Consider the following 13,157-nt stretch of genomic DNA (forward strand, 5'->3'; position numbering starts at 1 on the left):
GAATCAACATGTTTATCAGAGACGCACACCAAGGCGACGCAGAAGATATATTTAATCTAATTAAGAAAAAGGCTGAATTTGATCGTAGTTTAGGCGATTCTCTCGGTAATGTAACAACCAATGTTGAATTAATCAAAAAAACAATGTTTGGTGTTAATCGTTTTGCTTGGGCAATTGTTGCTGTTAATAGTCAAGATAAACCAATCGGTATTGCTCTTTGTCATACTAGATATTCCTCATTTAGTGGGTTACCATCAATTTGGTTGGATGATTTATTTATATTTGAATCGTTTAGAGGAAGTGGTTTAGGTAAAGACCTAATGGAAAAACTGATAGAGATTGCAATATCTATGAATGCCTCTCATATAGATTGGGTTGCTAGTAATTTTAATGAAAAAGCAAAATCATTCTATAGTAAGTTAGGTGGTATTGTTGTGGGAATGGAAGGTTCTACTTTATCATATCGACTTAGACTAAATTAGACGAATAGTTTAAATCCTAAGAATTAATCGACAATAGTTAATTGAACAACATTCACTTATCAAAATTCAACCTATCATCCCAAAAATTTCTTTCTTGTTTTTCTAATTCCTATCATACAAAATTCTGAAATGAAAAAAAGTATGAACGTGAGTTGTATTCCTAGGAACATCAAGATTCTAAAAAATATCTTTCTCCTTTTTTTATGCCTTCTATTCCCTCTTACCACCTATCTTTTTGCGGAATCCGATATCATTTTAGATACTGGTAAAATTGCCGAATCCACAGAGCGGATTTCAATAAAAATACCAACAGATCATTCTTATCTAACCACTACTTCCATTTCCTATACGAATGCAATGTCTGATGGTAGTCCGGCACCAAAGTTGGTATATGTTAAATCAGGAGAATACTATCTATCATATAATGATGGTGGCTCAAACGGCAAAATTGTAAGTTTAGATTCTAATTTCAAAATTATAAAAGAACTGGTAAGCCTTAAAAACTTTCGTATAGAAGATACCATCGCCGATTCTAACGGACTGACAGTTTTATTATCTGCCTTTGAGATTGAAAAAAAAGGTAATTACGAAACTAAAAATTTTCATACGGCTTATATCAATCAATACTCTACTTCCGGAAAATTAAACTTTAGTACTAAGATTGTAGGTACCAAAGAATACAAAAATGTTGGTGACCAGGGAATCGATACTACATTTGGAACTTTAACTCTCACTAAGACAGCTGACAATAATTATGCGACTTATTTTTCTACTTATCGTAAATGGGATGACGGAGTCACACACCAAAGTGAATATTTAGCTTTGTTTGACAATGCCGGTAAACGAATTTTTAAATCTGATGGCAAAACACCAGAAGGATTTACATGGAATGTGAGTCATAGTTTTCGACCTAGATTTATTAATGATGGAAAACAATTGGTGATGGTCACAGTCGGTGATGCTTATCCAAGAGGTTTGGTGGTGGATAGTTTTCCTTCTCGGAAACGTGAGTTACCTATTGTTGTGCCGAAAGCTGGAGCAAATGAAACCTACCAATATGTACCAATTTCCACTGGTGATTTATATGCAAAGGACGGCACAACCTGGATTACTTTTGATTCCAATCTAAATCGATCTTCTTATGATATTGGACTTATCATCAAAGTAAATGATGGCCTTTCAGAACCAATCTATTTAACAAGTACAACCAAACAAAGAGAAAGGATTCCACGAATAGTTCCATATGGAAAGGATCATTTGTTTGTTATGTGGATGGCAGAAGATGGTACAGAAAAAGACAAATGGTTTCCAAAAATTACAAAGATGAATTTGGAAACATGTTTGATTCAAAAAGATGGAACCATCGTTTCTAAACCTCAAAGTTTTGGTTCTGGTAAAGGATTTACTTTTCGCGCAGCCGCTCGTTTTTTTCATTTGCCTGATGGTAGGTTTGGTTGGGTCAACGATCTCACCGGATTGGCAGACCAATTAGAAATTATTTTAGCCTCACCTTTCCAAAAAGAAACGAATGTTGTTTCATCGAATGATAGTCCAACAACACAACCTACAAAAGTAAAGATTGATCCTAGTCTTGGCAAACCAATGGTGGCTGCTATCTATGAAGGAAGGGAAGAAGAAGCCATTTCCCTTTTGAGCCAAGGAGCCGATCCCAATACAATCTATGAAGGTTGGTCTGCTTTATTGTATGCAGCTTATTTCGGGCGCACTGATTCTGTGAAGGCACTCATTTCGCACCAAGCCAATATTGATTTTTCTGTGGATGGTTGGAATGCACTTCAGCTATCGGAAGTGAGAGGCCATAATCAAATTGTTGCTTTGTTGCAACCATTAACAAAATCACTGTCTAGATCCTTGTCTCTTTCAAAATCACCAAACCCAAAAAATCCATTAACATCGATCGGAAAAAACAGAAGTCTCAGAGCAGAAATTGAACCAGCTGAATTGAATCAAAACCTAAAAAATTTAGGAACACCAATGAATTGATTTCTTAGCGCAAACTTTGTTTTCGAACAGAGAAGTCAGTAAAGTAAAAACTGACTTCTCTGTTCTTAGATTGAAAATAATATAGAATTTATTTTCCCTCTGGATTCACAATGATAGGCAATCCATCTTTTCCATTTGGAACGAAGATCAACTTATTATTCGGATTTTCCATAGCTTTCAATTGGATGTACTTCTGAGTTAAAGATTCTGAAATCATCCTTTGTGCTTTCGCTTGGGCTTCGGCCTCAATCAAAACCGCTTTGGCTTTACCATCAGCTGAGATTTGTTGGATTTCTGCATCACGTTTGGCGATATTGATTTCGAACTTCATTTGTTCTTGTTCTTGTTGTTTCGTTAGTTTACTTTCAATCGCTTTTAAAATGGAAGGACTGTATTCTACATCATCAATGATCACATCATCAATCTCAACGTGTTTGTCCTTTAACTTTTCACTCAGAGATTTTTTAATCTGTGCTGAAACGTTAGGTGTTTCTTTTGAAATAGAAACCATGTTATAAGCAGACAAAATATTTCGAATCGCAGTTCGAAATTGTGGTTTCACAACTTTTTCATAATACCCTCGTCCAATTTCCATTTCTAATTCATAAATTTCATTTTGGATCGGTCGGATGATGATTGCCGCACTGACTGTAATTGTTAAATCGTCACGGGTGAGTACTTCTACTTTTTCTTGGTAACTGCTCCATTGTACGGAGTAGACATAAACACTGTTCCAAGGCATATAGGTTTGCACTCGAGATTCTAAGGGTTTTTGGCTAAGGCCCGTGCTGTAAGGCCGCCACATCAGACCCACCTCACCCGGACTGATAATGGAGAGGCACGATGTAAAAAAAAGGCTCACACCCAAAAAGAAAAGGAACTGGAAACTGGCTGGAAAAATGGATCGACGTTTCATAGTTAAACCATTAGACTAAAACCGATGTTACAATTTCTATCCAGTCGATTTTTATTCCAAAGTTCATTTGTTGTCATTTTTTTATTAATGATTGGATCCATCTTTTCCTGCATGGAAGATGAAACTGTAGTCAAGGCTCCTATGAGTCGGGAGCTTCGTCTGTTCCAGGCAGTCGAAAAGGGAAACTTAGAATTAGTAAAAACAATTCTGGCAGAAGGTGTGTCCGTCAATGCCAAGGACTCTTTAGGCAATTCTTCATTAATCAAAGCAGCGGATGATGAAGAACTGGAAATGGCTAAGTTTTTAATCGAAAGAGGAGCTAATGTCAACCTCCGCAATACCACCGGCGAAACAGCACTCTATCGTGCCGTTTACCGCGGAAATTTGGATTTGGTCAAACTCTTGGTGAAGGCCGGTGCAGAAACCAAGGTCAAAACTGTGGGTGGGGTGAGTCTTATGGAACTTGCAGAAGAACGAGGAGAAGAGGGCATACTAAAGTATCTAAGTTCTCTTAAATAGAAATTTCCTATTTAATTAAGTTCGACTTTAGTTCGTTATGCGTAATGCAAAAAAATAAAAAGGGAAAAAATGAAATTAACAGCCTATATTACAATTTTAATACATTTATTGGTATTACAATGTTCCACAAAACAAATTAAAATTCTTCAACCAGAGGGATATTTTTTTGATGAATCAAATATTTTTCAAACTGAATTCAAAAAAGAAATTTCAGATATTTTAGATAATCATGAAAAAAGTCATGGCGTTCAAATTGTTGTCCACTCCACGAATTCATTGAATGGTTTATCCTTAGAGGAATATTCATTGAATTTTGCGAATCAGATCAAAGTAGGTCAGAAATATCTAAATAATGGGGCATTGATAACTATCGCACCCAATGATAGAAAAGTTAGAATAGAAATTGGATCCGGACTTGAATGGATTATCAGTGATAACTATTCGAAAGAGATTGTAAAAGAAATGATTCCATTTCTTAGGATAAAAGAATATGAAAAAGGAATTAGACTGTCCATAGAAAAGATAATTTCAAAATCAAGCAAGGTATCATGGAAAATTGAAAATAAAACTGCAAATCGTTTCAATAAAAATGATTTGTATAAAGTTTTTCAATTTAAGGCTAAATTCATTTCAGAGGAATTGACAAGCGAAAAAATTGAAAATGAAAACCAAAATAAATATCACTTGATGTTCGAATTTAAAAAGGATGACTCATTCAGAATATTTACGACTATTCATAATCAATATCAATTAGAATTCCTAAAAACTAATGATTTTCCATTAATAACGGGCAGATTAATAAATTTAGATCCATTGACGTTTCAACTCTTGGATTTTGACTAATTTATAATTCGGATAACAGCAACTAACAGCTTCACTTCGCAAATCAGGGCCAGCCTACGTCGGTTAGTTAAGTTCGTTATGCATAATTATATTAAATAATCCTTAAAACATATGAAAAAATATATAAACAAACAAAATGCGATATTTGCCATTGCAATTATTTTAAATCTCTTAGAATCTATAATGAAATATGATGGATACAAAGTAGCATTCTCAAATTTAATTAATCTAAGTTTATTTACGGAGTATTTCTTTAAAAATATATCAGTTGGACTATTCCTTATACTCTCAGCTTTATTAATCATAAAAGTAACATCTAGTAAATTAAATCGTTACAAAATATTCGTTTATTCATTTTTTTTTCTAACAACATGCAACTTTTTTACTTTTGAAAAGCTAGCAAAAGTAAACGTTATGTTTGATAAAGAAGTATTAAAAACAGAAAAAAATATTTCCATAGAATTCCCAGGAAGTGAAATTGAAAGCAAAGATTTTACTGAAAAAAAACCTACAGTATCGCAATATCAATTCAAATCAGAAAACGCTTACTACAACGCAATTATCTCCCGGACTACTAATGCTCACTATTCAGAGGCTCAAAGACTGGAACATTTTTATCCATATTTCAAAAAAACGATGACTAACAATGGTCAAACTATATTAAAAGAAAATGTCGAATTCAAAAATGGAATAGTTATCTGCACATTAGAAACGGATCTGAATGGTGCATTAAGTTATTACAAAGTAATTAATAAAGACGGAATATTTATTATTCTAAACTCAAATAAAAATTTAGAAAATAACTTCTTTAACGTCAGAATGTAAAAAAATTGTTACGCATAACTATCTGGAAATGAATCGCTTCTGCATTTGTAGCCTCGCTCGCTCTGCGAAATTTAAAAAAATGGAAACTCAATATATGAAAAAAATAATATCCCTAAGTTTAATTCTAATAATACTTTCCTGTTCGGAAACTGTTAAAAACGATATTAAGATCAAGAATAATGTAGATGATAGGGTAAATATACTATCCGATGATTACATTAAAAAAACAGGTCAGAAATTATCTGATTTTGAAAAGAAAACATCCGTTCAAATAGTTGTTTTGTTTATTGATTCAATTGGAAAAAATGATTTAGATACTTTTGTCAATGAAATTGCTAATTCTAATGGAATTGGCCAAAAACACGTAAATAACGGGATTCTTATTTTCTTATCAAAGGATGACAAAAAAATAAGAATCAATGTCGGGTGTGGATTAGAATGGATAATCAGCGATAAAATTGCCGGTAGCATTATTCAAGAAATGATTCCCTACTTAAAAAATGGAAACTTTGAAGACGCTATCGACCTCGCCATTAACAAAATCACTACATTGTCTGAATCTGTTTCTTGGAAAATTTCAAAAAAATCTCTAAACAAATTAAACAATTCTGATATAAATTCGATTTTCCAGTTTGAAGGTAAAAAAATCAAAGAAGAACCAGTAGAGAATTTGGAATATGATAATCAAAGTAACGAATTTATTACTGTAAAAACTAAAGAGGGAATTTCTTTAAACTTACTCATAACTTTTTATCGTTATTACTCATATTTTATAAACGAAAAAAAAGATGTAATTATCACTGCAAGGCTGACAAAAGTCACTCCTGTAACTTTTCAATTACTAGGAGTTGAGCGGTGACTTTTAAACTTTGCCGACTTTTGTTGGTTATGCGAAATTCTATAAATACCATGAAAAAAACATTAATGATAACAATTTTATTGGTTTCGTCTTTAAACTGTAAGAAAAATCAAACTACTGAAATAAAAGAAAAACTTTTAGATTTTCCACCTAAGGAAATGCTTATTCATGCCAATGGAGGCTTAAGACTCCGTGAAACACCAAATATAAATGGAACTATTCTTATCGTTATTCCGAATGGATCGACAATCAAAACCTATGGAATTGTCTCACAAGATGAAACTCATGACGGGAAAACAGGTAAATGGACTCGTGTTAAATATCTTCATTATTCTGGATTTGTATTTTCAGGATTTCTTACAGAAAAGTTAGATCCAAAAGATTTTCAAACAGATATTGATATTTTGAATCAAATCGAAAATACACTTGGATTCAAAATTAATTCAAAATATCAAATTTCTTTAGATTCTAGAGATAAAAATAAATATGTGACAAACTTCGAAATAGTAAAGGATTTACATTACAAAGAATTTAGAGCTGTATCAATTACTCCTGAGATAAATGGATGTGAATTCTATGGTGATTCAAATTGTTATAATCTAATTTTTAAAAACAATTCGTTGATTTTTCATGATATAAACTCAAATTCAATTGGGATGCTCCAAGATTTAAAAGATGAAAAATTTATTTTCTTAATAGAAGCAGGTTGTGGTGCGGGCTGCGACTACTCCTATAATTCAACTAGTCATGAGTTTAATACAGAAAGTGAAAAATTCTTTAAAATTGAGAATTACACATCCATTACTGAATGTGTAAAGGAAATCGATATGTTTACAGAAGACTGCATCAAATGCTCAAAAGATTTCAAATATTCGAATTACTCAAAAATTACTACACAAGAAATTGATCTAAACCGAAATGTAATAAAAACCGATGTAAAGGAAATATTGGATAAAAAATAGAACGACGAGTAGCCCTTAGTTCGTTAAGCGAGGTTGCAAAAAATAGAATGACTAATCTTAAAATTATTTTTAAAACGAATTTAGTCTTATTGGTTATATTAGCAATTTTTTCCGTTTTCTTTCCTACACCTGAAAGAAGAGACTTTCTTGAAGGTTTTGCAATTTTAGAATTAATGAGCAGTCTCATTAGCATATTTGCTTTGGGAATTCATTACTTACTTTCAATCCTTCTTTTTCAAAATTTCTTGTATGAAAAGCAATTCAATTCGGTAAGTTATTCGCAGAATTTCACAAAACCCTTAATAACATTATGCTCCTTAGTAATACTCCAATTAATTCCCATTTGGAAAAATGAATTTCTAGTAAAACTTTGCCTTCCCGGAATAATAAACGTTCTTCTAGTATGGAAATACTTTACTGCAAAAAATCTTATTTATATATTTATTTTTGTAATTTCAAACTCTCTTTCTGTTTTGATTTATCTTTTCTTAGTTACAACTCCATTAACTTACTTATTCGGTTTCGACTAAATAAAAATAATTTAAGAGTCAAAAAAAATTAGAAATGAAAAATTTCAGAAAGATTGCTTCAGGAATATATAAGGTAATCTCAAAAAACCAACCGAAATTATTTTGCTACTGCATAACAGCGGCGAATCGCTTCGGTACTTGCGGCCTTGCTCGATCTGCGACATATTTCTCTCCGACGCTAACGCCTTCGCTAGTTCGTTATGCGAGATCGAACTAATATTTTATGAATTTGAGAACAATTTATTGCAAATGAATATGGATTATATTAAAAAATGAATTAACTTTATTTTCAAAGATAACAATAATAAAAAAAATCATTGGGAAAAATTGTGGGAACAAAACTAATTTTTATAACACTACTGAGTAACCTTTTACTTGTCGCGAATTTGTATTCGGAATCCAAACCAACAATTTATGTATATAAATCAGAAAAAATACTTAAGGTTGTAAAAGAAGATAAAATAATACTTGAAATCCCAATTTCTCTAGGATTTGAACCAAAAGGTCATAAATTAGAAGAAGGTGATGGTAAAACTCCTGAAGGAACATATATTATTGATTATCAAATTCCTGAATGGGATTACTATAAAGCATTACATATTTCTTATCCTACTAAGGATCAAGTGGAAGCTGCCAAAAAAATAAATAAAAACCCTGGCAGCGGAATACTCATTCATGGAATGAAATACTATTGGAATTGGTTTGGACACCTACATACCTACTTAAACTGGACTCATGGATGTATTGCAGTTAACAATGAGGAAATGGATATTCTATTTAAAATTATTCCAAACGGATCCAAAATAGTCATTGAACCTTAATTTTATAAATAACTTTATTTAGTAAAAAGAAAATTTTAATCAGAGTATAAAATGAAAATGTTTTAAGTAAGTCCATAGGTGGACTGTTAAACATTAAAAATGAAGAAGCTGGATGTTTTTTAAATTCTGAAGAAAAATATTAACGGGAAACTCCAAATATGAAATACCATAAATATATAATTCCTATTTTATTTTTATTGATTCATTGTGGGAATAAAGAAGAAAAAAATCCAATCATTACAACTAGACCTTCGCATATTCCAATTTATGCAAAACAATTTAAAAATGGAGAATGGTTCTTAAAAGATTCTAATGCTGGTTATTTAGCTCATTGGCTTAATGATGGGACACCTATCCTAGAAGCTTTTTTAGTAAACAATCTCACAGAAAGAATCATTATCAGTTATCCGATACTTTCTAATTTAAAAACTTTTTATAAATTTAAATTATTAAAAAAAGGTTACATTCCAGAAAATATTGAAGATTTAATAAATTTAGAAGACAAAGAAAACTATCGGAAACGGGTCACTAAAGTATATTTTAATATGTTTCTCTATCATGGTTTTGAAGCTAATGATCTTTTATACCCGAGAGAGTTTTTTAATACTGTTATGTGGAATTCTGGTCCTAATATTGCTTTCAAAGATAATAGAATTTATTCATTTACTTGTAACACAATCAAATCCAATTCATCTGACGTTTCTACAGAAAATTGTGGAACTAAATTCAATTATAATAACAATTCTACGATTGAAAAAACTTCTTTTCCCATTAAATGTAATCATAGTTGCTCCGATCAAATTGATATCATTCAAAAAGGACTTTATCAAATTAATGAGTATAGACATGCAAATATATATCAGGATAAAAATCTCGACTCACGCATTCTAAAAACCATTGATCGTAATGGTACAATTCAAGTTCTAGAAAATCGAATTAATATGACTGAAATTAATTACAATAACATTCTTTGGGTGAAAGTTAGAAGTGGAAAGATTGATGGATACTTATTAAAATCCAGTATTAGCAATCGTAAACTTTGAATGCTTTAAAAGTAAGGCCTAAAAAATATGAATACAAAAGAGGGAATGCAAATCAGGTCTTGGTTCTTTTAAATATTGAGGTAAGATTCTAATTCCTAACCAATCTCCAAAATAATGAAGCCAAGCATTTAGATATAATTCTGATTCTTTAGCCTCCATTACCTGTCTGGGGAAATTTGGATACATGGGTTTAAAACTAACATGATCTCCTAGTAATTGTTTTAAATTACCTATAATCTCACGATAGAACTCTTCAATTTCATCGACTGAATAAGTTCTTAATATTTCAATGATTTCTGCAGAGAATGTATAACCTAAATTTTCAACGTTTTTTAATAAGGTAGAAATATAGACATCTTCAAGTTGGTTGTTTTTCCTTTGAATGATGATCTTCTTTTTTCTTCTTAGGAATATATTGTTCAAAATATTTTTTACTCTACTGATTCATTTCCACTAAGGTTTCAAATAGAATTTTAGTCCCCAGTTCCAAATTATCAACCGTCATGTTTTCGTTTTTCCCATGCATTCCATCAATGTCTTCTGATTTGAGAACTGCCGGAATCAATCCATAAGAGTTAATTCCCACTCGCCGTAAGTACGAATTGTCTGTTTTCCCAGGAGAAAGGAAGGGAGTCACGGTGCTATTCGGAAATTTATTTACAGAAACGGCAGCCAATGTGCTGAAAAGACGAGTATTGATAGGAGATACATCGGTAGGATTGATATCTGTAAATGTCACTTCCGCTTTATACTTTTCGGCAATGGTTTTTACCTTATTGGCGAAGTCTTGGATGTCCACACCGGGTAGAGTTCGGATATCGAGTCTTCCGGAAGCCTCTCCTGCAATGACATTTTCTCCACCTTCCCCTTCTGTTGTGCGAAATCCAGTGATGGATTTAGTATTAGTTGTCATGGCAGTTAGGTGGCGATTGCTCCGAATCGTTCCGTGTAATAATGGTTTGATTAAAGGATTTCTTGCATTTTTGAGAAAAAACGATTTGGGAAAAGAACTGATAGTTCCTAGTTGATAAAAGAATGCATCTGTTTCTTCTGTAATACGAATGTCAGATTCAAGTTCTCTCACTTCATTAAAAAATTGAATTAAGGAAAGAGCAGGGTATTGGTTGGGAGGAGATGAACCATGGCCGCTCGTTCCCGTGATTTTGGCTCGTAACCAAATGTTTCCTTTTTCCGCATATTGGATGTTAAAGATGGTAGATCCAGGAATCACAATATCTCTTGTGGCAACTCCACCTTCATTGATTGCATATTCATAACCTTGGAGTAAATGTTTTTGGGCAGTTGTCATATATCTGCCACCTAACACCGATCCAGATTCTTCATCAGCAAGTGCTAAATACATAATTTTTCTGGTTCTTGGAATTCCAGTACGTTTGATTTCTAAAAAGGCAAGTAACTCCATAACGGCCATACCTTTCATATCAATGGCCCCACGCCCCCAAACTCTGCCTTCACTTACCGTTCCAGATAGAGGGTTTACTTTCCATTCTTTCGAATCGAATTCTACTGTATCCAAGTGATTTGCGAGGATGATTCCCGGTTCAGGGTTGGGAACAGTTGCTTGTAGTTCCGCAATCAAATTGGGTCTTGTTGGATGTTTGGGATCAAAAACCAATCGCGAAGGAATTCCTTCTTTTGTGAGGACTGCTTGTATGTATTTGGCTACCTGGATTTCATTACCACGAACCGAAGGAATTTTTAATAGATCCGATAAAAGTTTTACAGCCTCGGCTTTACGATTTTCCCAATTTACTTTGGGATAGTTTTTTTTTAGTTCTGCATATTTTACTTTTTGCCCAAAAGAACAATGTATAGTGAATATCGCTATCACTAGAATCGAAATCCATAACTTCTTAAACTTCATAGACCTTTCTCCCACAATCAGTGAGAGAAAGAGAATCATGGATTTCAAAACTTAAAAGTAAAAACTAGTTCAATTTTTTCTTAGAACCAACCTGACGATGGCTGCTTTTCCTTTATGGAACGGACTTTCATTCAGTTCAGTTTCAAGAGCTTCTTCATATTCAACATTCATTTCCGAAAAATCCATTCGTAAGTCTTTCAATTGACAAAGCATATCAGGATCTTTGGGGCCACCGGATGTGTATTGTAGTTGGTCTGGTGAAAATGCTTCTAATAATAAAATTCCACCTGGTTTTAAGGTGCGGACACAATTCCTATGTACTGTTGTGCGTATGGATTTGTGGAAATGTGAAAAGATAAGGGCAACCATATCCATTTGTTCTGGTGCATAAGGATAACCTAAAACATCCGAAATTTCATAATGAATGGAAACATTCTTCTCATTGGCAAGGGCGATGGCTTTTTCTTTTCCTGATTCAGATTGGTCAAAGGCAAATACTTCCCAACCGAGACTGGCAGCAAATACAGCGTTTCTTCCTTCTCCTTCGCAAGGAAAAAGTATCCTTCCTTTTTTTAAATTTGGAAGTCGTGAACGTAAAAATTCATTTGGTTCTTTACCATATACATATTCTTCGTTCGCATAACGTTCGTTCCAGAAATTTTTGGTATACATACGACTCCTCTGTTCTGAATGAATCAGTGATTCTATTTTATACCAAAGTTCTGAGACTAGAAATCCTTTTTCAATAAAACCGAATTAATTCTTCAGCTGATTCTCGCGGAGTGTGGAAACGGTTTAGGTTGGAATCCGGTTTTGGATACCCAATACTCAAACCCAGAATCACTTTTTCTTCGGTGGGAAGGCCTAACGAATTTTTGACCACATCAGGAAAGGAACTGAGGGCAGCTTGTGCACAAGTTCCCAACCCCTCTTCCCTTGCCAAAAGTAACACTGATTGGAGAAAACATCCTAAATCAATTCCCACATAATAATTAAGATCAAATTTGGATGTAATGAAGACTGCAGTAGGAGCACCAAAAAATTCAAAGTTGCGAAGCATAAACTGATTTCTTGCCTCTTTGTCTTTTCTTTCAATGCCTGCCATTTCATAAATTTTCATACCTAAATCAAACATTCGTTTTTTCGCATCACTCGGGTAAGACTCCGGCCAATTGGTTTCTGGTCTTGGGGTCGATTCGTATGCGGCTTTCACTAATTCTTTCGAGAGTTGGTTCCGTTTTTCCCCACTCACAATATGTATCTTCCAAGGTTGTGAATTTTTCCAACTGGGAGTTCGTAAAGCTTTGTGAAATACCTTCTGCAAAATTTCATCGGGGACGGAGTCGGGGAGGTATTCCCGAATGCTATGTCTCGTTTCAATTGCTTCCGAAACTGAGGTTGCGATTTCATGGATGGATATCATACTTGAGTTCATTTGGATTTTCTCCTGAACAATATACATACCAGT

At 33.2% G+C, this 13,157-nt stretch carries 14 protein-coding genes; 9 read left to right on the forward strand and 5 right to left on the reverse strand.

Annotation, left to right across the window (positions count from 1 at the left end; translation table 11 throughout):
• Nucleotides 1-8: 8 nt before the first annotated feature.
• Together EHQ16_RS06960 and EHQ16_RS06965 are read left to right on the forward strand one after the other, a co-directional pair.
• On the forward strand, nucleotides 9-482 hold the full coding sequence (locus EHQ16_RS06960) for a GNAT family N-acetyltransferase (protein WP_135634403.1): 474 nt from the start codon (nucleotides 9-11) through the stop codon (nucleotides 480-482).
• A 129-nt stretch (nucleotides 483-611) separates the two neighbouring features.
• Nucleotides 612-2,486, forward strand: coding sequence for an ankyrin repeat domain-containing protein (locus tag EHQ16_RS06965; protein WP_244241963.1), 1,875 nt, complete (start codon nucleotides 612-614; stop codon nucleotides 2,484-2,486).
• Between the two features lie 88 nt (nucleotides 2,487-2,574).
• On the opposite strand, the gene EHQ16_RS06970 is transcribed toward EHQ16_RS06965, so the two are convergent.
• Complete coding sequence (locus tag EHQ16_RS06970) at nucleotides 2,575-3,402, reverse strand: prohibitin family protein (protein ID WP_135634399.1); 828 nt, start codon at nucleotides 3,400-3,402, stop codon at nucleotides 2,575-2,577.
• Nucleotides 3,403-3,426: 24 nt separating this feature from the next.
• Between EHQ16_RS06970 and EHQ16_RS06975 the strand changes: the two genes are divergently transcribed.
• The 7 genes from EHQ16_RS06975 (at nucleotide 3,427) to EHQ16_RS07005 (ending at nucleotide 9,804) form a co-directional block, all read left to right on the forward strand.
• Nucleotides 3,427-3,921 (forward strand): ankyrin repeat domain-containing protein, encoded by a 495-nt coding sequence (locus EHQ16_RS06975; RefSeq protein WP_208742243.1) that lies wholly within the window; start codon nucleotides 3,427-3,429, stop codon nucleotides 3,919-3,921.
• 69 nt (nucleotides 3,922-3,990) lie between these two features.
• Nucleotides 3,991-4,764 carry a TPM domain-containing protein gene (locus EHQ16_RS06980; RefSeq protein WP_135638850.1) on the forward strand — a complete coding sequence of 258 codons (774 nt, stop codon included), beginning with the start codon at nucleotides 3,991-3,993 and terminating at the stop codon, nucleotides 4,762-4,764.
• Nucleotides 4,765-4,875: 111 nt separating this feature from the next.
• Complete coding sequence (locus EHQ16_RS06985) at nucleotides 4,876-5,589, forward strand: hypothetical protein (protein ID WP_135634395.1); 714 nt, start codon at nucleotides 4,876-4,878, stop codon at nucleotides 5,587-5,589.
• A gap of 94 nt (nucleotides 5,590-5,683) precedes the next feature.
• Complete coding sequence (locus EHQ16_RS06990) at nucleotides 5,684-6,448, forward strand: TPM domain-containing protein (protein ID WP_167482639.1); 765 nt, start codon at nucleotides 5,684-5,686, stop codon at nucleotides 6,446-6,448.
• A gap of 50 nt (nucleotides 6,449-6,498) precedes the next feature.
• Nucleotides 6,499-7,410, forward strand: a complete 912-nt coding sequence (locus tag EHQ16_RS06995) for an SH3 domain-containing protein (protein ID WP_135634391.1) — start codon at nucleotides 6,499-6,501, stop codon at nucleotides 7,408-7,410.
• An 859-nt stretch (nucleotides 7,411-8,269) separates the two neighbouring features.
• Nucleotides 8,270-8,761, forward strand: coding sequence for a L,D-transpeptidase family protein (locus EHQ16_RS07000; RefSeq protein WP_208742244.1), 492 nt, complete (start codon nucleotides 8,270-8,272; stop codon nucleotides 8,759-8,761).
• 158 nt (nucleotides 8,762-8,919) lie between these two features.
• Nucleotides 8,920-9,804 carry a hypothetical protein gene (locus tag EHQ16_RS07005; protein ID WP_135634389.1) on the forward strand — a complete coding sequence of 295 codons (885 nt, stop codon included), beginning with the start codon at nucleotides 8,920-8,922 and terminating at the stop codon, nucleotides 9,802-9,804.
• An 18-nt stretch (nucleotides 9,805-9,822) separates the two neighbouring features.
• Here EHQ16_RS07005 and EHQ16_RS07010 read toward each other — a convergent pair whose 3' ends face one another.
• From EHQ16_RS07010 to EHQ16_RS07025, 4 genes are all read right to left on the reverse strand, one after another.
• Entirely contained in the window at nucleotides 9,823-10,227 is a 405-nt protein-coding gene (locus EHQ16_RS07010) for a hypothetical protein (protein WP_135634387.1), read from the reverse strand.
• 13 nt (nucleotides 10,228-10,240) lie between these two features.
• A complete protein-coding gene (locus EHQ16_RS07015; RefSeq protein ID WP_135634385.1) occupies nucleotides 10,241-11,689 on the reverse strand; it encodes a M20/M25/M40 family metallo-hydrolase in 1,449 nt (482 codons plus the stop codon).
• A gap of 69 nt (nucleotides 11,690-11,758) precedes the next feature.
• Nucleotides 11,759-12,361, reverse strand: a complete 603-nt coding sequence (locus EHQ16_RS07020; protein WP_135634383.1) for a class I SAM-dependent methyltransferase — start codon at nucleotides 12,359-12,361, stop codon at nucleotides 11,759-11,761.
• A gap of 70 nt (nucleotides 12,362-12,431) precedes the next feature.
• Entirely contained in the window at nucleotides 12,432-13,124 is a 693-nt protein-coding gene (locus EHQ16_RS07025) for a nitroreductase (RefSeq protein WP_135634381.1), read from the reverse strand.
• Nucleotides 13,125-13,157 lie beyond the last annotated feature (33 nt).

This window comes from Leptospira kanakyensis (assembly GCF_004769235.1).
In the GTDB taxonomy this organism is placed as follows: domain Bacteria; phylum Spirochaetota; class Leptospiria; order Leptospirales; family Leptospiraceae; genus Leptospira_A; species Leptospira_A kanakyensis.